The 21,708-nt window shown below is 70.2% G+C and carries 19 protein-coding genes; 11 read left to right on the top strand and 8 right to left on the bottom strand.

Going from position 1 to position 21,708, the window contains the following annotated elements; genetic code table 11:
- Nucleotides 1-10: 10 nt before the first annotated feature.
- Both J3486_RS08650 and abc-f read right to left on the bottom strand, forming a co-directional pair.
- Entirely contained in the window at nucleotides 11-1,714 is a 1,704-nt protein-coding gene (locus J3486_RS08650) for an ABC-F family ATP-binding cassette domain-containing protein (protein WP_207819560.1), read from the bottom strand.
- 78 nt (nucleotides 1,715-1,792) lie between these two features.
- The gene (gene abc-f / locus J3486_RS08645) at nucleotides 1,793-3,427 is read right to left on the bottom strand and encodes a ribosomal protection-like ABC-F family protein (RefSeq protein WP_207819559.1); all 1,635 of its coding nucleotides are present in this window, start codon (nucleotides 3,425-3,427) and stop codon (nucleotides 1,793-1,795) included.
- 396 nt (nucleotides 3,428-3,823) lie between these two features.
- Between abc-f and J3486_RS08640 the strand changes: the two genes are divergently transcribed.
- Nucleotides 3,824-5,458 (top strand): AMP-binding protein, encoded by a 1,635-nt coding sequence (locus J3486_RS08640; RefSeq protein WP_207819558.1) that lies wholly within the window; start codon nucleotides 3,824-3,826, stop codon nucleotides 5,456-5,458.
- A gap of 9 nt (nucleotides 5,459-5,467) precedes the next feature.
- On the opposite strand, the gene J3486_RS08635 is transcribed toward J3486_RS08640, so the two are convergent.
- Together J3486_RS08635 and J3486_RS08630 are read right to left on the bottom strand one after the other, a co-directional pair.
- On the bottom strand, nucleotides 5,468-5,977 hold the full coding sequence (locus J3486_RS08635) for a GNAT family N-acetyltransferase (protein ID WP_207819557.1): 510 nt from the start codon (nucleotides 5,975-5,977) through the stop codon (nucleotides 5,468-5,470).
- Between the two features lie 34 nt (nucleotides 5,978-6,011).
- Entirely contained in the window at nucleotides 6,012-6,707 is a 696-nt protein-coding gene (locus J3486_RS08630) for a hypothetical protein (RefSeq protein WP_207819556.1), read from the bottom strand.
- Nucleotides 6,708-6,942: 235 nt separating this feature from the next.
- On the opposite strand from J3486_RS08630, the gene gcl reads away from it, so the two are divergent.
- On the top strand, nucleotides 6,943-8,730 hold the full coding sequence (gene gcl / locus J3486_RS08625; protein WP_207819555.1) for a glyoxylate carboligase: 1,788 nt from the start codon (nucleotides 6,943-6,945) through the stop codon (nucleotides 8,728-8,730).
- A 110-nt stretch (nucleotides 8,731-8,840) separates the two neighbouring features.
- Nucleotides 8,841-9,284 (top strand): hypothetical protein, encoded by a 444-nt coding sequence (locus J3486_RS08620; protein ID WP_207819554.1) that lies wholly within the window; start codon nucleotides 8,841-8,843, stop codon nucleotides 9,282-9,284.
- A gap of 448 nt (nucleotides 9,285-9,732) precedes the next feature.
- Here J3486_RS08620 and J3486_RS08615 read toward each other — a convergent pair whose 3' ends face one another.
- From J3486_RS08615 to J3486_RS08605, 3 genes are all read right to left on the bottom strand, one after another.
- On the bottom strand, nucleotides 9,733-11,199 hold the full coding sequence (locus tag J3486_RS08615; protein WP_207819553.1) for a catalase: 1,467 nt from the start codon (nucleotides 11,197-11,199) through the stop codon (nucleotides 9,733-9,735).
- A 233-nt stretch (nucleotides 11,200-11,432) separates the two neighbouring features.
- Nucleotides 11,433-12,353 carry a 2-hydroxy-3-oxopropionate reductase gene (locus J3486_RS08610; RefSeq protein ID WP_207819552.1) on the bottom strand — a complete coding sequence of 307 codons (921 nt, stop codon included), beginning with the start codon at nucleotides 12,351-12,353 and terminating at the stop codon, nucleotides 11,433-11,435.
- A gap of 56 nt (nucleotides 12,354-12,409) precedes the next feature.
- Nucleotides 12,410-13,246, bottom strand: coding sequence for a TIM barrel protein (locus J3486_RS08605; protein ID WP_207819551.1), 837 nt, complete (start codon nucleotides 13,244-13,246; stop codon nucleotides 12,410-12,412).
- A 135-nt stretch (nucleotides 13,247-13,381) separates the two neighbouring features.
- Between J3486_RS08605 and J3486_RS08600 the strand changes: the two genes are divergently transcribed.
- The 8 genes from J3486_RS08600 (at nucleotide 13,382) to J3486_RS08565 (ending at nucleotide 20,709) form a co-directional block, all read left to right on the top strand.
- Entirely contained in the window at nucleotides 13,382-13,663 is a 282-nt protein-coding gene (locus tag J3486_RS08600; protein ID WP_207819550.1) for a hypothetical protein, read from the top strand.
- A gap of 77 nt (nucleotides 13,664-13,740) precedes the next feature.
- A complete protein-coding gene (locus tag J3486_RS08595; RefSeq protein WP_207819724.1) occupies nucleotides 13,741-14,052 on the top strand; it encodes a helix-turn-helix domain-containing protein in 312 nt (103 codons plus the stop codon).
- Nucleotides 14,053-14,203: 151 nt separating this feature from the next.
- Nucleotides 14,204-14,716, top strand: coding sequence for a 2-oxo-4-hydroxy-4-carboxy-5-ureidoimidazoline decarboxylase (gene uraD, locus J3486_RS08590; protein ID WP_207819549.1), 513 nt, complete (start codon nucleotides 14,204-14,206; stop codon nucleotides 14,714-14,716).
- Nucleotides 14,716-15,126, top strand: coding sequence for a hydroxyisourate hydrolase (gene uraH, locus J3486_RS08585; RefSeq protein WP_207819548.1), 411 nt, complete (start codon nucleotides 14,716-14,718; stop codon nucleotides 15,124-15,126). Before uraD ends, uraH begins: the two co-directional genes overlap by 1 nt.
- Nucleotides 15,127-15,131: 5 nt before the next feature.
- Nucleotides 15,132-16,067, top strand: coding sequence for a factor-independent urate hydroxylase (gene pucL / locus J3486_RS08580; protein WP_207819547.1), 936 nt, complete (start codon nucleotides 15,132-15,134; stop codon nucleotides 16,065-16,067).
- Between the two features lie 85 nt (nucleotides 16,068-16,152).
- Entirely contained in the window at nucleotides 16,153-17,568 is a 1,416-nt protein-coding gene (locus tag J3486_RS08575) for a nucleobase:cation symporter-2 family protein (RefSeq protein WP_207819546.1), read from the top strand.
- 45 nt (nucleotides 17,569-17,613) lie between these two features.
- Entirely contained in the window at nucleotides 17,614-19,023 is a 1,410-nt protein-coding gene (locus tag J3486_RS08570) for an 8-oxoguanine deaminase (RefSeq protein WP_207819545.1), read from the top strand.
- A gap of 336 nt (nucleotides 19,024-19,359) precedes the next feature.
- A complete protein-coding gene (locus J3486_RS08565) occupies nucleotides 19,360-20,709 on the top strand; it encodes a nucleobase:cation symporter-2 family protein (RefSeq protein WP_207819723.1) in 1,350 nt (449 codons plus the stop codon).
- Nucleotides 20,710-20,770: 61 nt separating this feature from the next.
- On the opposite strand, the gene J3486_RS08560 is transcribed toward J3486_RS08565, so the two are convergent.
- Nucleotides 20,771-21,610 carry a chitosanase gene (locus J3486_RS08560; RefSeq protein WP_207819544.1) on the bottom strand — a complete coding sequence of 280 codons (840 nt, stop codon included), beginning with the start codon at nucleotides 21,608-21,610 and terminating at the stop codon, nucleotides 20,771-20,773.
- Nucleotides 21,611-21,708: the final 98 nt, after the last annotated feature.

Raw genomic sequence — 21,708 nt, 5'->3', positions numbered from 1 at the left:
CACGGGGGTGTCACCGGTCGTACCGGTGGCACCCAGGCCGTGGCCGGACGCCCTGCCGGGCCACCGGACGCGGCCGGGCCGCTGCCGCGTCGCCGGCCGCCGCCAGCCGGATCTCGCGCCCCTGCCAGCGCCGCCGCAGCCACCGGTCGTGACTGGCCACGACGATCGCGCCGGGACCGGTCCCGAGCGCCTCCTCCAGCTCGTCGCACAGCCGCGGCGAGAGATGGTTCGTGGGCTCGTCGAGCAGCAGCAACTGGGGCGGACGCGCCACCAGCAGCGCCAGGGCGAGCCGTCGGCGCTGCCCGACCGAGAGCAGGCCCACCGGCTTGCCCAGGTCCGCCTCGTGCATCAGGCCCAGCGAGCGCAGCGGCACCCGCTCGGCCCGCGCCGCCCCCACCGCCTGCTCGTACGTCGCGCGGACCGTGCGCTCCGCCCGCTCGAACACGGTGTCCTGGGTCAGCAGCCCCACCGTGAGACGGCGCCGCGCGTGTCGCTCGCCCTCGGCGGCGAGCCGCCCCGCGAGCACGGACAGCAGCGTCGACTTGCCCGCGCCGTTGCCCCCCGTCACCAGCAGCCGGTCGGCCGCGGCCACCTCCAGGTCGACCGGTGCGAGACGGCCGGGCACGCGCGCGTGCGTGAGCGTCACCAGCGGCCGGTCGCTCTCCTCCGCGTGCGCGGCAAGGTCCACGGCCGCGAACCGCAGGGGCCGCGGCGGCTCGGCGACCCGGGTGCGGTCCAGCTCCTCCAGGCGGCGCGTGGCGTTGCGGACCCGGCGCGAGACCTGGCTCTGCACCCGCCCCGCCCGGTGCCCGTAGCCCATCTTCTCATTGTCGCGCGGGCCCCGGTCCGGCGCGACCCGGTGCGCCGTCACCCCCGCCGTGTACCGCAGCTGCGCCAGCTCCTCCTGCTCCTCGGCGTACCGCCGCTCCCACCGCTCCCGCTCGGCGTGCTTCTCGCTCAAGTAGGCGCTGTAGTTCCCGCCGTAGCGCACCGGCCCGTTCACCGCCGGGTCGAGGTCGACGACATCGGTGCACACGGCGTCCAGGAACGCCCGGTCGTGGCTGGCCACGACCACGGCCGCGGGCAGCGCCCTGATCTGCTCCTCCAGGAACGCGGCGGCCTCGTCGTCGAGATGGTTCGTCGGCTCGTCGAGCAGCAGCGCCGAGGGGCGCCGCACCAGCAGCGCGGCCAGGGCGAGCCGGCCGCGCTGCCCGCCGGACAGCGCTCCCAGCCGGTGCCCGTGGTCGAGCGAGCCGAGGCCGAGCCCGTCGAGGACCAGGGCCGCACGCCGGTCGGCGTCCCAGGCCTCCCGGTCCTGGGCCTGTTCGAGGCGCCGGCCGTACGCGTCGAGGAGGTCGGCGTGGCCGGGGGAGTCCTCGCGGACGTCGGCCAGCTCGGCGCCGAGCCGGTCCAGCTCCGCGAGGTCCTCGCGGGCCTCGCGCAGCGCGTCGTCGAGCACCTCCGCGATCGTCGTATCGGCGTAGAACGGCATCTCCTGGTGCAGAAACCCCAGGTCGTCGGGGCGCTCGACGCTCCCCGCATCGGGCATGTCGACACCGGCGAGCAGCCGCAGCAGGGTCGACTTGCCGACACCGTTCTCCCCGATGAGGCCGATACGGCGGCCGGGGGAGGCGGTCAGGGAGACACCGTCGAGGATCCGCCGGTCCCCGAGGACACGGACGAGGTCATGGGCGAGCAGAGCGGTCTTGGGCACGGGAAACCTTCCGATGTGATCGTGGGGCGGCCCGCCGGGCGCAAGCCTCGGACGCGGGCCGTCGAGCACACCGGCCGGTCACACCTCGGGGCCGCCGCTCTCCCGCAGCGTCCCGTCGGCCAGGCGCAGCCAGCGGTTCACCCCGATCTCGGCGAGGAACTTCTCGTCGTGGCTGACCACCAGGAACGCGCCCTGGTACGAGTTGAGCGCGCCTTCCAGCTGGCTCGCGCTGACCAGGTCCAGGTTGTTCGTCGGCTCGTCGAGCAGCAGCAGGTGCGGGGCGGGCTCGGCGCACAGCACGCACGCCAGAGTGGCCCGCAGCCGCTCGCCGCCGGACAGCACCTTCACCGGAAGATGCGCACGCGCGCCCCGGAAGAGGAACCGGGCGAGGAGGTTCATCCGCTCCGCCTCGGGCCGCTCGGGGGCGAACGCCGCGAAGTTCTGCGCCACCGTCAGTTCCGGGTCGAGCAGGTCGAGGCGCTGCGAGAGGTACGCGATCCGGCCGTCGCCGCGCCTGACCTCGCCGTCGTCCGGGGCGAGATCACCCGTGATGAGCCGCAGCAGGGTGGTCTTGCCCGCGCCGTTGGGCCCGGTCAGCGCGATCCGCTCGGGGCCGCGGACGGTCAGGTCGACGCCGCCCTCGGCGAAGACCGGACGGCCGGCGTGGCGGGCCTGCATCCCCTCACCGATGAAGACGTTCCGCCCGGCGGGCACCTGGGTGTCGGGCAGCTCCAGGGTCAGGCGCTGCTCGTCGCGCACCGCCCGCCCGGCCTCGTCGAGCCGCGCCTTCGCCTCGCTGACCCGGGACGCGTGCACCTGCCCCGAACGGCCCGCCGACTCCTGCGCGCCGCGCTTCATGTTGCCCGCGAAGATCTTGGGCAGCCCGGCGTTCTTCAGGTTCTTGGCGGCGTTGCTCTGCCGCCGCTCGGCGCGCTCGCGGGCCTGCTGCATCTCGCGCTTCTCGCGCTTCAGCTCGGCCGCGGCGTTGCGGACGTTCTTCTCCGCGACCTCCTGCTCGGCGCGCACGGCCTCCTCGTACTCCGTGAAGTTGCCGCCGTAGAAGCGCACTTCACCGTTGTCGAGCTCGGCGACCCGTTCCATCCGGTCGAGCAGCGCGCGGTCGTGGCTGACCAGCAGCAGACAGCCGGAGAAGTCGGAGAGGACGTCGTAGAGCTTGTGCCGGGCGGCCAGGTCCAGGTTGTTGGTCGGCTCGTCGAGCAGCAGCACGTCGGGCCGCTTGAGCAGCTGGGCGGCCAGTCCCAGGGAGACCACCTGGCCGCCGCTGAGGGTGCCCAGGCTGCGGTCCAGGGTCAGGTCGGCCAGACCGAGGCGGTCGAGCTGGGCGCGGGTGCGCTCCTCGATGTCCCAGTCGTCGCCGATGGTCGTGAAGTGCTCCTCGCTGACGTCGCCGGACTCGACGGCGTCGATGGCGCGGATGACCGGAGCGACCCCGAGCACCTCGGAGACCGTGAGATCGCCGGTCAGCGGGAGGCTCTGCGGGAGATAGCCGAGCGTGCCGTCGACCGCGACCGATCCGGTGCGGGGCTTCAGCTCACCGGCGATCAGCTTGAGCAGCGTGCTCTTGCCGGACCCGTTCGGGGCGACCAGACCGGTGCGGCCCGCGGGGACGGTGAAGGAGAGGTCCTGGAAGACGGGGGTGTCGTCGGGCCAGGCGAAGGAGAGGTTCGAGCAGATGATGGCGGCGTCGGACATGGCGGCGACCTCGAAGAATGTGCGGGCAGATAGAGCTCTGCCCTGGGCAGCGTGGGAAAAAGGGGTACGACGAACGGGCCACCCCGGCAGCGCTCTCAACAGCGCACTCCGGTGGCCTGTCAGGACCGGGTCTCACCCGGAGATGTCGTCGTCACCCGCCACGTCTGCCACTCCTCGATTGCACGAATCGGATCACTTGAAGCGTAGCAAACGTCCTTTCGTACGGCGGCTGGTTTCCCCGTCACGGAGTGTGCGTCACCATTTTAACAGGTGACGAATGTGGGCGTGCCGCGGCGCCGGCGCACGGGGATACGCATCGGGGCCGGGCGCCGCTAAGTTGCTCTTCGGGCGCGCCCGCCGAGGGCCCGTCCGCCGCGCAGCCAAGGAGGACCATCGGTGACCGACCCCTCGACCGCCCCTTCGACCGCACTCTCGTACGCGCACGGCACCAGCACGACACCGCTGCTCGGCGACACCATCGGCGCCAACCTCCAGCGGACCGTCGACGCCTTCCCCGACCGGGAGGCGCTCGTCGACGTACCCGGTGGGCGCCGCTGGACGTACGCACAATTCGGCGCCGACGTCGAGGAGTTGGCGCGCGCACTGATGGCGCGCGGGGTCGCCAAGGGGGACCGGGTCGGGATCTGGGCGGTGAACTGCCCCGAGTGGGTGCTCGTCCAGTACGCGACCGCGCGCATCGGCGCGATCATGGTGAACATCAACCCTGCCTACCGGGCCCATGAACTGGCGTACGTGCTGCGGCAGTCCGGGGTGACCGTGCTTGTCTCGTCGGTCGGCCACAAGGGCACCGACTACCGCGAGCTCGTCCGGCAAGTGGCGCCCGAATGCCCGCAGTTGCGGGAGCGGGTCTTCATCGGCGAGGGCAGCTGGGACGCGCTCGTCGCGGCCGCGACAGCGGTGACGTCCGACGAACTGGCCTCCCGTGAGGCCGAGTTGTCGTGCGACGACCCGGTGAACATCCAGTACACCTCAGGCACGACCGGCTTCCCGAAGGGGGCCACGCTCTCCCACCACAACATCCTCAACAACGGCTACTGGGTGGGCGAGACCGTCGGCTACAGCGACCAGGACCGGGTCTGTCTGCCCGTTCCCTTCTATCACTGCTTCGGCATGGTGATGGGAAACCTGGGCGCCACCTCGCACGGCGCGTGCATCGTCATCCCCGCCCCGTCCTTCGAACCGGCGGCCACGCTGCGGGCCGTGCAGCAGGAGCGGTGCACGTCGCTGTACGGCGTACCGACCATGTTCATCGCCGAGTTGAACCTGCCGGACTTCGCCGCGTACGACCTCTCCAGTCTGCGCACCGGCATCATGGCGGGCTCCCCGTGCCCCGTCGAGGTGATGAAGCGGGTCGTCGCCGAGATGCACATGGCGGAGGTCTCCATCTGCTACGGCATGACCGAGACCTCCCCGGTCTCCCTGCAGACCCGCCGCGACGACGACCTGGAGCGCCGCACCGGCACCGTCGGCCGCGTGCTGCCGCACATCGAGGTCAAGGTCGTCGACCCGGTCACCGGCGTCACGCTGCCGCGCGGCGAGGCCGGCGAGCTGTGCACCCGCGGCTACAGCGTGATGCTCGGCTACTGGGACGAGCCGGAGAAGACCGCGGAGGCCGTCGACGCCGGACGCTGGATGCACACCGGCGATCTCGCGGTGCTGCGCGAGGACGGGTACGCGCAGATCGTCGGCCGGATCAAGGACATGATCATCCGGGGCGGCGAGAACATCTATCCGCGCGAGATCGAGGAGTTCCTGTACGGGCACCCGAAGATCGCCGACGTCCAGGTGGTCGGGGTACCGCACGAGAAGTACGGCGAAGAGGTCCTCGCCTGCGTGATCCCGCGGGATCCGGCCGACCCGCCCACCCTCGACGAACTGCGCGCCTACTGCCGCGACCGGCTGGCCCACTACAAGGTGCCGAGCCGGCTGCGGATCCTCGACGCGTTCCCGATGACGGTCAGCGGGAAGGTGCGCAAGGTCGAACTGCGGGAGGGCTACGGCGCGTTGTAGCCGGGCGCCTCACAGTTCCCGGCGCATGCAGACGCGCGGCCAGCGGTCCAGGCCCAGCCCGGCCTCCGTCGCGCGGATCGCCCGCAGGCCGGGCGTGAGGTCGTCCTGCGCGAGGCGCCGGAAGCCCAGACGCTCGTAGTACGGGGCGTTCCACGGCACTTCGGTGAAGGTCGTCAGGGTCAGTGCCGTCAGGCCCCGGTCGCGGGCGCGGTCGGCGGCGTACGCGATCAGGGCGCGGCCCACTGTGCGCCGGGCCGCGTCCGGGTGCACGGTGACCTGCTCGATGTGGAACGCGCCGTCCACCGGCTCGCCGACCAGGTACGCCAGGACCGTGCCCGTCTCCTCGTCGGCCGCGACCCAGGCGTGCCCCGCCGCCCGGTAGCGTTCGAGCTCGGCCGTCGTGGGCGGCTCGTCGTCGGCGATCGCGGCCATGCCGAGGGGGCGGAAAAGCTCCCCGGCGGCCGTCTCGACGGCCTGGAGGCGGGGCAGTTCGGCTGCGACGGCGCTGCGGATGATCACCGGGCCAGTATGCGCGAGCGGGGCCGCGTCCCCGTCAGGTACCGCCCGCGATCAGCTCGTCCGCCGGGCTGTTCACCGGCTGCGGCACCCCGGACAGATCGAGCACGAACAGCGGCACTCCCAGCTCGTCCGCGCGGACGCTCGCCTCCTCCGCGTAGCCCGCGAGTGAGAAGTAGACGCAGGCCGCCGACTCCGTCATCGACTGCAGCCACAGGCACTCGACGTCGCGCACCGTCGCGGGCCGTACCGAAGGCTCCAGCTGGGCCACCAGGCCGCGCGCCGCGAGTCCGATGCCGGACGGCGGGCGCTGGTCGGCGCGGCGCACGTCCCGGTAGCCCAGCCAGCGCAGATACAGCGCGACGGCGGTCACCGCGTCGCGCGCGCTGCGGATGGCGACGGGCTGGAACGCGGGCCGCGGCGGCGCCGCCGTCCGGGGCAGCGGTATGTGCTGGGGCGTCGGCGGCACCTCGTCGTCCTGGACCGGGATGCGCAGCACCGTGCCGCAGTCGCAGCCGACCTCGGGCCGGGGCCAGCGGTCCCGGCGGCCGCAGACGGGGCAACGCAGAGTGACCCAGTCGTCGTCCCAGGTGCGCTCGTCCACCGTCTCCACGGGCACGCCGCGCAGCAGCGGGGGAGCCACAGGCGCCCCGCAGGCGCAGGGCAGCGCCGGAGGGACGTACGCCTGCTCGCGCAGACAGGCCGGGCAGCGCACGTGCACGGGCTCGGCCATGGCACCTCCTCGGGGACCGCGGATGTGGATCGTCGGACTTCTCATCATCCACCTTGACGGCGTTCAAATCCCCCCTCTACATTGCTTCCATATAGCAGAACCTAGTTTCCACATTACGGAAATTGGAACGGACTTCAGGGCTCGCCGCGGGGCGCGACGGGAGCGCGAATCCGACATCCGAAAACGCAGCAGTCAAGACAGTGACCGTCAGTCACAGCAGGAGTCGGGAGCACTCATGGCTCGAATGACCGCAGTCCGAGCGGCAGTTGAGATCCTCAAGCGCGAGGGCGTCACCCACGCGTTCGGCGTGCCCGGTGCCGCCATCAACCCCTTCTACAAGGCGCTTCAGGAGGGTGGCGGCATCGACCACACCCTCGCCCGCCACGTCGAGGGCGCCTCGCACATGGCCGAGGGCTACACCCGGGCGAACCCGGGCAACATCGGTGTGTGCATCGGCACCTCGGGCCCGGCCGGCACCGACATGATCACCGGCCTCTACTCGGCGATCGGCGACTCGATCCCGATCCTGTGCATCACGGGCCAGGCGCCGACGCACCTGCTCCACAAGGAGGACTTCCAGGCCGTCGACATCGCGACGATCGCCAAGCCGGTCACCAAGATGGCCGTCACGGTCCTGGAGGCCGCGCAGGTCCCGGGCGTCTTCCAGCAGGCCTTTCACCTGATGCGCTCCGGCCGTCCGGGCCCGGTCCTGATCGACCTGCCCATCGACGTCCAGCAGACCGAGATCGAGTTCGACCCGGAGACGTACGAGCCGCTGCCGGTCTACAGGCCGACCGCGACCCGTGCCCAGATCGAGAAGGCGATCGGCTACCTGCTCGAGTCCGAGCGGCCGCTGATCATCGCGGGCGGCGGCATCATCAACGCCGACGCGAGCGACCTGCTCGTCGAGTTCGCCGAGCTCACCAACACCCCGGTCGTTCCCACGCTGATGGGCTGGGGCACCATCCCGGACGACCACGACCTGAACGCGGGCATGGTCGGCCAGCAGACCGGCCACCGCTACGGCAACGCCACGTTCCTGGAGTCGGACTTCGTCCTCGGCATCGGCAACCGCTGGGCCAACCGCCACACCGGCTACAAGCTCGATGTCTACCGCGGCGAGCGGAAGTTCGTGCACGTCGACATCGAGCCGACCCAGATCGGCAAGATCTTCGCGCCCGACTACGGCATCGCCTCGGACGCCAAGGCCGCCCTGGAGCTGTTCGTCGAGGTCGCGCGCGAGCTGAAGGCGGCCGGCCGGCTGCCCGACCGCAGCGCGTGGGTCGCCTCGCACCTGGAGCGCAAGGAGACCCTCCTGCGCCGTACGCACTTCGACGACATCCCCATGAAGCCGCAGCGCGTCTACGAGGAGATGAACAAGGCGTTCGGCAAGGACACCCGGTACGTGACGACCATCGGTCTGTCGCAGATCGCCGGCGCCCAGATGCTGCACGTCTACAAGCCGCGCCACTGGATCAACTGCGGCCAGGCGGGCCCGCTCGGCTGGACGATCCCGGCCGCGCTCGGTGTCTCCAAGGCGGACCCGGACACGCAGGTCGTGGCGCTCTCGGGCGACTACGACTTCCAGTTCATGATCGAGGAGCTGGCCGTCGGTGCCCAGCACAGGATCCCGTACGTCCATGTCCTGGTGAACAACGCCTACCTGGGCCTGATCCGCCAGGCCCAGATCGGTCTCGACATCAACTTCCAGGTCAACCTGGAGTTCGAGAACATCAACACCCCGGAGATCGGCGTCTACGGCGTCGACCACGTCAAGGTCGCCGAGGGCCTCGGCTGCAAGGCGATCCGCGTGACCGACCCGAACGAGCTGGCGGCCGCCTTCGAGCAGGCCAAGAAGCTCGCCCAGGAGTTCCAGGTCCCGGTCGTCGTCGAGGCCATCCTGGAGCGCGTCACGAACATCGCGATGAGCCCGACCGCCGACATCAGCGCGGTGAAGGAGTTCGAGGAGATCGCGACGGAGCCGGGCCACGCGCCCACGGCGATCCGTCCCCTGAAGGTCTGACGACGTCCTGACGTCCTGACGACCTGAGGCAAAGAGGACCCAGGCGGGCCACCGGTGCACCGGTGGCCCGCCTGTCCGCGTTGTCGGTGGTGTGCCTTACGGTTCTCGGCATGGGCGCATGGATGGACTACTTCAGTGCCGCTGACGACGCGGTGGCGGCCGGGCAGTTGGACGTCGGCGAGGTGCCCGGGGCGGTCTGCGGGAACGGGATCGACCCGGCCGTGATGATGGGTACGTTGGAGGCGCTGCTCACCGGCCGCACCTACGACGACGTGCGGGCCGATCCCCGGCAGTGTGCGCTGGTCGCCCAGGAGGAGGACTGCGCGGTCGTCGTGACGACGCTGACGGACGGGGTGCGGGACGCTCTCGCGGGGGCGTCCTTGTCGGATCTGCGGGTGGCCGCGGCGGCCTGGGGACGCACGGAGGAGTTCAACGGGGAGTTCGACGGGGACGAGGACGCCGGTGAGCTGGCGGAACTCGTCGAGGCGTTCGCCGACCTCTCCCGCGAGGCCCGCTCGGCCGGCCACCACTTGTACTGCCGCATCAGCATGTGACAGCCCACCTCGGCTGCCGGCCGCCCCCGCCTCGGGCGACCGGCGTGGGGGTGAGCGCTTCCGGCCGGCCTCCAGCGCGGTCCCGGTCGCACCCGCCCAGGCACGCCGAAGAGCCCCCGGGGACGGACCGTCGTACCCGGGGGCTCTGGATCGGGAGGTGGGTGCCGTCCGACGGCGCGCGACTGGCGAGACATGCATGCGCGCCACCGGACGGAGTCCGTGAGTGGCTGGGACCGCGGCGGCTGCACGACGGTTCCGCCGGCCCGCCTGCCTCATGTCGACAGGGGCCGGGGGAACCTTCACCACCGCACTGGCTCGCACGAGCCGCCGCGGTCCTCGTCCTCCCGTCACCACGCGCGCGACCACCCCTCATCCGGGTCGCACGCGTGGCGCGGGCTCGTGTGTACGGAGCTGACCTCCCGTCAATCTCCGTACACGGTCTGGGGGTTCAGTCCTCGCGGAGGGCGCGGACCGCCTCCTCCACGCGCTTGCCGTAGTCCGGGTCGGCGGCGTGGAAGTGGGCGAGGTTCTTCTCCACGATGTCGTCGCGGGAGACCTGCGAGAGGCCACCGGCGATGTTGGCGACGAGACGCTGCTTCTCGTCCTCCGACATCAGGCGGTACAGCTCGCCCGCCTGGAAGAAGTCGTCGTCCTTGGTGTGGGCCGGGGCCTCGTGCGTGCCGGTCCAGCCGGAGACCGCGAGCGGCGCGGCCAGCGGGCGGCCGGTCTCGACGGGACCGTCGAAGGAGTTCGGCTCGTAGTTCTTGCGGGCGCGGCCGTAGGCGTTGGTGGCCATCAGGCCGTCGCGGCCGTAGTTGTCCGCGGCTGTCGCCTTGGGCGAGTTGACCGGCAGCTGGGTGTGGTTGACGCCCAGGCGGTAGCGGTGCGCGTCCGCGTAGGCGAACAGCCGGCCCTGGAGCATCTTGTCCGGCGAGGGACCGATGCCCGGCACGAAGTTGTTCGGGGAGAACGCGGCCTGCTCGACCTCCGCGAACACGTTGTCCGGGTTGCGGTCGAGGACCAGGCGGCCCACGCGCTGCAGCGGGTAGTCCTTGTGCGGCCACACCTTGGTGAGGTCGAACGGGTTGAAGCGGTAGTCGGCCGCCTCGGCCGCCGGCATGATCTGGACGTAGAGCGTCCAGGACGGGTGCACACCGCGCTCGATGGCCTGGAGCAGGTCCGTCTGGTGCGAGTTGGCGTCCTTGCCGACGATCTCCTGGGCCTGCTCGGTGGAGAGCGAGCGGATGCCCTGGTTCGTCTTGAAGTGGTACTTCACGAAGAAGGCTTCGCCCTGCTCGTTCGTCCACTGGTAGGTGTGCGAGCCGTACCCGTTCATGTGGCGGTACGAGGCCGGGATGCCGCGGTCACCCATCAGCCAGGTCACCTGGTGCGTGGCCTCGGGGGCGTGCGCCCAGAAGTCCCAGACGTTCTCCGGCTCCTGCTTGCCCGTGAAGGGGTCACGCTTCTGGGAGTGGATGAAGTCGGGGAACTTGATCGGGTCCTTGATGAAGAACACCGGGGTGTTGTTGCCGACGAGGTCGTAGTTGCCCTCTTCGGTGTAGAACTTCAGGGCGAAGCCGCGCGGGTCACGGACGGCGTCCGCGCCCCCGAGGTTGTCGGCGACGGTCGAGAAGCGCAGGAAGACCTCGGTGCGCTTGCCGACCGTGTTGAGGAAGTCGGCGTGCGTGAAGGCGGTGACGTCGTCGGTCACCTCGAAGTGGCCGTAGGCGCCGGAGCCGCGGGCGTGCACCACGCGCTCCGGGATGCGCTCCCGGTTGAAGCGGGCGAGCTTCTCCAGGAGGTGCTGGTCCTGAAGGAGGATCGGGCCGCCCACGCCTGCGGTGGCGGAGTTCTGGTTGTCGGCGACAGGGGCGCCGGACTCGGTCGTGAGCACGCGATTCGGCGTTTTCGGCATGGGTTCGAGGCGACCTTCCGTGCAGTGGCTGCTGACGATGGAGCTGTCGATGTGGGGCAGCGTAAGGACCCCTGAACAGCTGAGTCAACAGTTTGTTGAAGTTCCGGGTGGGGCTTGTTCAACATTCTGTTGAACCAATGGGCATGCGTGGTTCCGGGCCGCGGCGACGCCTGGGCGCGACAGGACAGGTGTCAGCGCCGCCGCGGCCCGGAAGTCTGTGTCTCCCCGGAGGGTTACGCGACCTGGTTGCCCGAGAGGCGCTCGACGGCGCGCAGCAGGGCGGAGTGGTCCAGGCCGCCGTCGCCCTGGGCGCGCAGCGAGGCGACCAGCTGGGCGACCACGGCACCGACGGGCAGGGCCGCGCCGACGTTGCGGGCGGCGTCGGTGACGATGCCCATGTCCTTGTGGTGCAGGTCGATGCGGAAGCCCGGCTTGAAGTCCCGGTTGAGGAAGTTGTCCTTCTTGCGGGTCAGCACGGTGGAGCCGGCGAGCCCGCCGTTGAGGACGTCCAGGGCCGCCTTCAGGTCGACACCCGACTTCTCCAGGAAGACCACGGCCTCGGCGCACGCCTGGATGTTCACGGCGACGATCAGCTGGTTGGCGGCCTTCACGGTCTGGCCCGAGCCGTGCGGACCGCACAGCACGATGGTCTTGCCGAGCGCTTCCAGGAGCGGCTTGGCCTCGTCGAAGTCGGCCTGCTCGCCACCGACCATGATCGACAGGACGGCCTCGATGGCGCCGGCCTCGCCGCCGGAGACGGGGGCGTCGATGACGCGGATCCCCTTTTCCGCGGCGTTCTTCGCCAGGTCGACCGAGGTCTGCGGGGTGATCGACGACATGTCGACGATCAGCGCGCCCGACCTCGCGTTCTCCAGGATGCCGTCGGGGCCGTAGGCGATCGCCTCGACCTGCGGGGAGGCGGGCACCATCGTGACGATGACGTCGGCGTCCTTGACGGCCTCGGCGATCGACTTCACGGCCGTGCCGCCGGCCGCCGACAGACGGTCCAGCTTGTCCTGCTCCAGCGTGAAGCCCGTGACGTCGTAACCGGCCTTGATCAGGTTCTCCGACATGGGCGAGCCCATGATGCCGAGACCGATCCACGCGACCGCCGGGCGGGTGGGCTGGGAACCGGGGGCGAGGTTGTTGCTCATGAGGGTCACTCCAAAAGCGTTGGTACGTAGATGAGTCGGCGCGTGCCGCGGGCGGCTCAGGCGGCGCGGTGCTCGCGCGGCAGCCAGTCGAAGGACGCGGCGCTCGGGCGGTCGCCCGGCTTGTACTCCAGGCCGACATAGCCCTCGTACCCGGCCTTCTTGAGCTGGTCGAGCAACTCCTCCAGGGGCAGCGAACCGGTGCCCGGCGCGCCGCGGCCCGGGTTGTCGGCGATCTGCACGTGCGCGGTCCTGTCGGCGTAGGCGGTGATGACCGCCTGGAGGTCCTCGCCGTTCATGGACAGGTGGTACAGGTCCATCAGGAACTTGGCGTTGCCGAGGCCGGTGGCCGCGTTCACCTTGTCCACGATCTCGATCGCCTTGGGGGCGCTCACGATCGGGCACTTGGGCGACTCCGGCGCGTTCAGCGCCTCGATGAGCAGGACGGCGCCGATGCGGTCGGCCGCGCGGGCCGCCAGCACCAGGTTCTCCAGGGCGAGCGCGTCCTGGACCGCCTCGTCCACCCCGTCCACGCGGTTGCCGTAGAGGGCGTTCAGCGCCGTGCAGCCGAGGGACTGCGCGAAGTCCGCGGCGATGTCGATGTTCGCGCGGAACTTGTCGCTCTCCTCGCCCGGGATCGACAGGGCGCCCCGGTCCGGCCCGGGCAGCTGGCCCGCGTAGAAGTTCAGGCCCGTGAGCTGAACGCCGGCGTCCTTGATCGCGGCGCGCAGCGCGTCGAGCTCGGACTGCTCGGGGGTGGGGGCGTCGACCCAGGGCCACCACAGCTCGACCGCGGTGAAGCCCGCTGCGGCGGCGGCCGCGGGACGCTCCAGGAGCGGGAGTTCCGTGAAGAGGATCGACAGGTTGACGTTGAAGCGCTGGTCTGCGAATCCCATGGGGTCGGCGCTCCCTTCCGTGTTATGTTCCGTATTGCGGAAGTTCGTTTCTGCGTGATGGAAGATTGCCTCCGGTCGGCGGCGCCTGTCAAGAGGGGCTGCCGGAAAAACCGGGAACCGGGCTAGGTTGAGCCCGTGCGATTGAGAGTGGAGTTCACGACCGAGCCCTTCGACCTCGACGAGGCGCCGCCGCATGCGGTGGTCGCCCGCGACGTCATCCAGGGGGCCGACCTCGACGCGGTCGACGTCGGCCCGTTCGGCAACACGGCGGAGGGGGAGGCCGGCCGTGTGCTCACCGCGGTCGACGCCCTGCTGCGCCGGGCGCTCGAGGCGGGGGCCACCCGGGTCTCGCTGCAGGTCAATGTGCTCGCGGAAAAGACCGAAGGTTCCAGTGAGTCCGGGGAGGGCGATAAGTGACCGGTCTCATCGACAACGCGAACGCGTCCGATGCCTCCGACCCCTTCGTCAGGGCGGTCAAGCCGCTCGTCGACGCCATGGGGGGCGAGATGATGCCGCCGGACGAGGCGGGCAAGGACGACGTCGTGCTCAGCTGGGAGGGCGCGGACGTCGTCGCGGTCCGACTGCCCCAGCTGGCCGATTCCCTGGATCACATCCTGGCGGCCATGGAGCGGACCCAGGGCCGGCCGCTGGCCGAGCTCGACCGCAAGGAGAAGCAGGAGGTCGTGCGGGTCCTGGAGGCGCGCGGCGCGTTCTCCGTGCGGCATGGCGTCGAGACCGTCGCCGGGGCGCTCGGTGTCTCCCGCTTCACCGTCTACAACTACCTCAACCGGGAGAAGGCCCCCTGACCTGGGACATCTCTCCGTCCCGCGCACCGCCGTCCGGATTCCGGGCGGCGGTTTTTGTAACTCCAAGTTTTCAACAAAGTGTTGACGCGGTGTTTCCGAGGGCGTTAGCTATCCGCAGCCCGTCCAGCACAAGGCCACGGAAGGCTTAGCCGTGACTTCAGGTACGACGCCGGGGCTGACCCGGTTCAACACCTCGGACGAGAGCACGGCGCAGTCCGAGCTCCACGAGGTGTGTGCTTCATCGGCGTGGGGGAGCAAGCTGCTCGCCCAGCGCCCCTTCGCCACCGCGGACTCCCTCTTCGAGGCCAGTGACGCCGCCATGGCCGAACTGACCGCAGAGGATCTCGCCGAGGCGATGGCGGGGCACCCGCCGATCGGCCGCCCGAAGCCCGGCGACCCGACCTCGTCGCGCGAGCAGCGCGGCATGGCGGGGGCCTCCGAGGAACTCAAGGCGGAGATGCTCGAACTCAATCTGGCCTACCAGGAGCGGTTCGGACACGTCTTCCTCATCTGCGCCACCGGAGCCACCGCGGAGCACATGCTCGCGGCGCTCAAGCAGCGGATCGACCACTCGGCCGAGCAGGAGCGGGAGATCGTCCGCACCGAGCTGGGCAAGATCAACCGCATCCGTCTGACCCGCCTGATCGACGAGGAAGCAGTCTGATGAGTACGGAAACCACCGCCTCGGTGTCCACGCATATCCTGGACACCAGCATCGGACGCCCCGCCGAAGGCGTCGCCATCTCCCTTGCGGCCCGCGCCGGTTCGGGCGCCGCGTGGGTGGCACTCGGCGGCTCGGCCACCGACGCGGACGGGCGCTGCAAGGACCTGCCGGCCCTGCCGGAGGGCACCACCCACGTACGTCTCGACTTCGAGACCGAGGCGTACTTCGCCAAGAAGAACCCCAGCACGCACAACCAGCAAGCCGATGCGCAGCAGGACGCCCCCGCGAATCGGGACAGCGGCGCGTTCTTCCCCGAGGTCGCCATCACCTTCGCGGTGAACCCGGGCGAGCACTACCACGTACCGCTGCTGCTCAACCCGTTCGGCTACTCCGTTTACCGAGGGAGCTAGCAGACATGCCCACGATCCTGGGACAGAACCAGTACGGCAAGGCAGAGAACCGAGTCGTAAAGATCACGCGGGACGGCGACACCCACCACATCAAGGACCTCAACGTCTCGGTCGCCCTCAGCGGCGACCTCGACGACGTCCACCTCACCGGGTCGAACGCCCACTGCCTGCCGACCGACACCACCAAGAACACCTGCTTCGCCTTCGCGAAGGAGTACGGCATCGAGTCGGCCGAGCAGTACGGCATCGAGCTCGCCCGGCACTTCGTCGACAGCCAGCCGTCCATCCACCGCTCGCGCATCCGCATCGAGGAGTACTCCTGGGAGCGGATAGCCGGCTCGGACGCGGGCTCCAACTTCATCGGCGCCGACGAGGTCAAGCACTCCTTCGTCCGCAAGGGCCAGGAAGTGCGGCTCACCCAGATCACGTACGACGGCGAGAAGTTCGAAGTCCTCAGCGGGCTCAAGGACCTGACCGTGATGAACACCACGAACTCCGAGTTCTGGGGCTTCATCAAGGACAAGTACACGACGCTCAACGAGGACTACGACCGCATCCTCGCGACGTCGCTGTCCACCTGGTGGCGGCACAACTGGACGGGTGCAGAGGACGACCGCACCCCCAACTGGAACAAGTCGTACGAGCAGGCCAAGAAGCACATCCTCCAGGCCTTCGTCGAGACGTACTCGCTGTCGCTGCAGCAGACCCTCTTCCAGATGGGTTCGCGCGTCATCAACAACCGCAGCGAGATCGACGAGATCCGCTTCTCCGCGCCGAACAAGCACCACTTCCGCCAGGACCTGTCCGCCTTCGGCCTGGAGAACGAGGCGAAGGACGGTGCCGTGTACTGGGCCGCCGACCGCCCCTACGGCCTGATCGAGGCCACCATCCTGCGGGACGGCGCGGACCAGCGCATCCCGACCGACATGACCAACCTCTGACGGTCTTCGCGTCCTTTTCGCGTTCTTGAGGCAGTGCCCCCGTCCACCCGCAGTCGGCGGGGGCACCCCTCCCGGAGGGAACAACATGGCAACGCCCGCAAAGGGGCCGGCTGAAGGCCCGTGTTCCACCCCCCTGCCGGACCGCACCCTTCCTGTCACCACGGTGCACCCGGTGGACGAAAAGCTCCATGTCTCGCGGCTCGTCCCCGCCGCGCTCCAGCACATCGCCGCCATGTACGCCGGCGTCGTCACCCCTCCGCTCATCATCGGCCAGGCCGTCCGCCTGGACACCGCGGGCCAGACCCGGCTGATCGCCGCGTCCCTGCTCATCGCCGGTGTGGCCACCCTGCTCCAGACGCTCGGCGTCAAGGGCTTCGTCGGCAACCGGCTCCCGTTCGTCAACGCCGCCTCGTCCGCGGGCATCGCGCCCATGCTGGCCATCGCCGAGACGAACGCCCAGGGCGACCAACTCCCCGCCATCTACGGGGCGGTCATGGTCGCGGGCGTCTTCTGCCTCGCCATCGGCCCCTTCTTCGGGCGGCTGCTGCGCTTCTTCCCTCCGCTGGTCACCGGCGTCGTCATCACCCTCATCGGCGTGACCCTGATGCCCGTACCCGTCGGCTGGGCCCAAGGCGGCGACAAGACCGCCGCCGACTACGGCGACATGCGCTATCTCGCGCTCGCCGGCTTCACCCTCGTCGTGATCCTGCTGATCCAGCGCTTCGGCCGCGGCTTCGTCAAGCAAGTCGCCCTGCTCTTCGGCCTGTTGATCGGCACGCTCGCCGCGATCCCGTTCGGCATGGCGGACTTCGGCGCCATCAGGTCGGCGCCCGTCGCGGCCCTCCCGACACCGTTCGCCTTCGGCACCCCCGAGTTCCAGCCCGCCGCCATCGTCTCCCTCTGCCTGGTGATGCTCGTCCTGATGACGGAGTCGTCGGCCGGCATGCTCGCCATCGGCGAGATCTGCGAGCGCGACTGCGACGGGCGGACCATCACCCGCGGCCTGCGCACCGACGGCATCGCCACCTTCCTCGGCCCGATCTTCGGCGGCTTCCCGACCTCCGCGTTCGCGCAGAACGTCGGCGTCGTCTCGCTCACCAAGGTGCGCAGCCGGTACGTCGTCGCGGTCGCCGGCGGGGCCCTGCTGATCCTCGGCGCCTTCCCGGTGCTCGGCGCGGTGGTCTCGATGGTCCCGATGCCGGTGCTGGGCGGCGCGGGCATCGTCCTGTTCGGCTCCATCGCCGTCAGCGGCATCCGTACGCTCTCCGAGGCCGGCCTCGACGACAGCTCCAACATCATCCTGGTGGCCGTCTCGCTCGGCGCGGGCATCATCCCGCTCGCCGCGCCCACCTTCTACGCCGATTTCCCGGCCTGGGCGCAGACCGTGCTCGGTTCCGGCATCAGCGCCGGCGCGCTCGTCGCCGTCTCGCTGAACCTCTTCTTCCACCATCTCGGCACCCGCAGCAGCGCCGGCGCGGCTGCGGCACTCAAATCCTCCTAGGGTCCTGCCGTGCCCAATCGCCACTCACGAAATGAAGGAAGCACCATGGCACCTACCACGGCTTCTTCTTCGGCAGGCTCGCAGGTCGAGCGGATCGTCATCGAGAACGTCGCCATCGCGACGGTCGACGCCCAGGACACCGAGTACGCCTCGGGACACATCGTCGTCGCGGGCAACAGGATCGAGTCCATCGGGGCGGGCAGCGCCCCGGCGGGCCTGGACAACGTGGTCCGCCGCATCGACGGCACCGGCCACCTCGCCACGCCCGGCCTGGTCAACACGCACCACCACTTCTACCAGTGGATCACCCGTGGTCTGGCGACGGACCACAACCTGTTCAACTGGCTGGTGGCGCTGTACCCGACCTGGGCGCGCATCGACGAGCAGATGACGTACGCGGCGGCGCAGGGCTCCCTCGCGATGATGGCCCGCGGCGGTGTCACCACCGCCATGGACCACCACTACGTGTTCCCCCAGGGCTCGGGTGACATCTCCGGGTCGATCATCCGTGCCGCCTCCGAGATGGGCGTGCGTTTCACCCTGGCCCGCGGCTCCATGGACCGCAGCGAGAAGGACGGCGGCCTGCCGCCGGACTTCGCCGTCGAGACCCTCGAAGGCGCGCTCGCCGCGACCGAGGAGACCGTCAAGAAGCACCACGACGCCTCCTTCGACGCGATGACGCAGGTGGCCGTGGCCCCCTGTTCGCCGTTCTCGGTCTCCACCGAACTCCTCAAGCAGGGCGCGGAGTTGGCGCGCCGCCTCGGGGTGCGGCTGCACACGCACGGCAGCGAGACGGTCGAGGAGGAGAAGTTCTGCCACGAGCTGTTCGGCATGGGCCCCACCGACTACTTCGAGAGCACGGGCTGGCTCGGCGAGGACGTGTGGATGGCGCACAGCGTCCACATGAACGACTCCGACATCGCCGCGTTCGCCCGCACGAGGACGGGCGTCGCGCACTGCCCGTCCTCGAACGCCCGGCTGGCGGCGGGCATCGCCCGCGTCCCCGACATGCTCGCCGCCGGTGTCCCGGTCGGCCTGGGCGTCGACGGCACCGCCTCCAACGAGTCCGGCGAGCTCCACACCGAGCTGCGCAACGCCCTCCTGATCAACCGCCTGGGCGCCCACCGCGAGGCCGCCCTGAACGCCCGTCAGGCGCTGCGCCTCGGCACGTTCGGTGGCGCCCAAGTCCTGGGCCGCGCACGGGAGATCGGCTCCCTGGAGGCCGGCAAGCTGGCCGACCTGGTGCTGTGGAAGATGGACACGCTCGCGCACGCCTCGATCTCCGACCCGGTCATCGCGCTCGTCTTCGGCGCGGCCGCCCCGGTCACTCTCTCGCTCGTGGGCGGCAGGCCGGTCGTGGAGAACTCCCGGCTGCTGCACGTCGACGAGGACGCCATCGCCCGCTCCACGCGGGACGAGGCGCAGCGCCTGGCGCGGATCGCCGCGCAGGCCTGAACCCACCCTTGATCTCCGGCCGGGGAGGACGGTCCCCGGCCGGACCCGAGCTGCCGAGCGGGCAGCTCGGGTGCCGCCCCGGAACGTGGCCCGAACTTCACGTTCCCGGGGCGGTCAGCAGTACCTGGGCGCACAACAACCGAATACCGAGCACCTTGCACCACCTCCCAGAAGCGAAAAGCGCCGGCGGCCTGCCGGGGCCGGAAAACAACCGGAGGAGCCGCAGTGGCGACGACGCCCAGGTTCACCAAGCAAGGCACCACCCCCGCCGAGGCCGCAGACGGCACGACGGGACATACCAAACACCCGGTAGACGAGACGCTGCCCCCGCTGAAGATGGCGACCACGGGCCTGCAGCACGTCGCCGCGATGTACGCCGGCGTGGTCGCGCCCCCGCTGATCGTCGGCGCGTACATAGGACTGTCCCCCAAGGACCTCACGTTCCTGACGGGCGCCTGCCTGTTCACGGCCGGTCTCGCGACCTTCCTCCAGACGCTCGGCATCTGGAGGATCGGCGCGCGGCTGCCGTTCGTCAACGGCGTGACGTTCGCGGGCGTCGCCCCGATGCTCGCCGTCGTCGACTCGACGAAGGACAAGAGCGACGCCCTGCCGGTCATCTTCGGCGCGGTGATCGTCGCCGGCGTCCTCGGCTTCATCGCCGCCCCCTTCTTCTCGAAGGCGATCCGGTTCTTCCCGCCGGTCGTCACGGGTACGGTCATCACGCTCATCGGCATCTCGCTGATGCCGGTCGCCTTCGGCTGGGCGCAAGGACCGAACCCCAAGGCGACCGACTACGGCTCGATGAAGAACCTGGCCCTCGCCGGGATCACCCTGGTCATCGTTCTGCTGCTGCGCCGCTTCACCACCGGCTTCGTCAAGCAGATCGCCGTGCTCCTCGGCCTGGTCGTCGGCACGGTCATCGCGATCCCGTTCGGTGTCACGGACTTCTCGCCGGTCGGCGACGCGGACATCGTCGGCTTCCCGACCCCGTTCCACTTCGGCGCACCGCAGTTCGCGGGCGCGGCCATCGTCTCGCTGTGCGTCGTGATGGTGGTCTCCATGACGGAGTCCACGGCGGACATGCTCGCCCTCGGTAAGATCGTCGACCGCCCGGCCGACGAGAAGACCATCGCGGCCGGACTGCGCGCCGACACCCTCGGCACGGCGATCAGCCCGCTGTTCAACGGCTTCATGTGCAGCGCCTTCGCGCAGAACATCGGTCTCGTCGCGATGACGAAGATCCGCAGCCGGTACGTGGTCGCGACCGGCGGCGCCTTCCTGGTCCTGATGGGCCTGTGCCCGATGGCCGCCTCGCTGATCGCGGTCGTGCCCCGTCCGGTCCTCGGCGGCGCCGGCGTCGTCCTGTTCGGCTCGGTCGCGGCCAGCGGCATCCAGACGCTGGTCAAGGCGGGCCTCGACAAGGACAACAACGTCCTCATCGTCGCCGTCTCGCTCGCCGTGGGCCTGATCCCGATCGCGGCGCCGGAGTTCTACCACGCGTTCCCGGAGCGCGCGAAGATCATCCTGGACTCGGGCATCTCGACGGGCTGTGTCGCCGCCGTGCTCCTGAACCTGGTCTTCAACCACATCGGCAAGGGCCGCGAGGCGGACGACGTCACGGCGCCGATGGAGTCGGGCGGAGCGATCGCGGAACAGCGCACGGGGTCCACCGCGGGCGCCCACTGATCAGCCCTCCGCGGGTGATGCCGCGCCCCGGACCACGGCGCGGCATCACCCATGAGCGCCGTCAGCCGATGTGGAAGCTCTGTCCGTACACCTTCCAGTGCAGCGGCGGGTCCAGGTTCAGGTTCCCCTGTTCCAGGAAGACGCGCTGGGCGGTGTCGACGCGGCTGGTGTCACTGTGCGCCTCCTCCTGCTTCATCGCCCAGACCCGTGCGTCGAGGAACGCGTTCAGCCAGGTGACCTCGTCACCGCCCTGCGCGGGCGGGCGCGCCACGCCGAGCGCGCGCTCGCGGATCGCGGGGAAGCCGGTCCGGTCCGAGCCGTTGCCGTGCATGACGAGGGCGTCGTAGTACGCGAACTGCCCCAGCGTGCCGACCCGGTCGGCCTTGCCCCGGGCCACCCCGGGATCGAAGTAGACCCGGTCCCGCTCGTCGTTCTGCGCCTGCTGGAACGCCGGGTCGGCCGCCGCCCGCGCCCACGCGTCGGGGAAGTCCGGGTCGAGCCCGTCGTGCGAGTCGCTGCCGTTCACCTCGCGCAGCGCCGGCAGATACGGGGCGAGGACGTTGCCGGGGGCGCGGGCGGTGTACAGCTCGACGAGGTCGAGCATGTCCCCGGTGCCGGAGCAGAAACCGATGATCCCGGCGGTGTAGCCGCGCCCGTCGCCGATGTCCTCGATGTACTTGTACTGCGCCTTCCAGTCGAGCGAGGAGTTCTCCGCGCTCGACACCAGCTGCATGGCGATCTCCTTCTTCGCCGGGTCGTCGAGTCCGCCCGCGTCGGAGGTCACCGGGGCGGCTCCGGCGAGCTGGGTGGTCAGGAACGGAGCCGCGACGACGGTGGCGCCGAGCACGGCGAGAAGCGCGCGACGGGAGGGGCTGGACGTGCGTATGTGGGGGGTGGACACGTTTCCTCCTGAGGGGAGTTCGTGGTTCCGTCGACTGTTAGGAAGGTTTCCTACCAGAGATTGCGCGTGACGTATACCCGTCAAGAGGTGTCGGGGGG

Origin of the sequence: Streptomyces sp. VRA16 Mangrove soil (assembly GCF_017377775.1) — a bacterium.
Lineage (GTDB): Bacteria > Actinomycetota > Actinomycetes > Streptomycetales > Streptomycetaceae > Streptomyces.
This window is presented reverse-complemented; position numbering and strand designations above follow the sequence as displayed.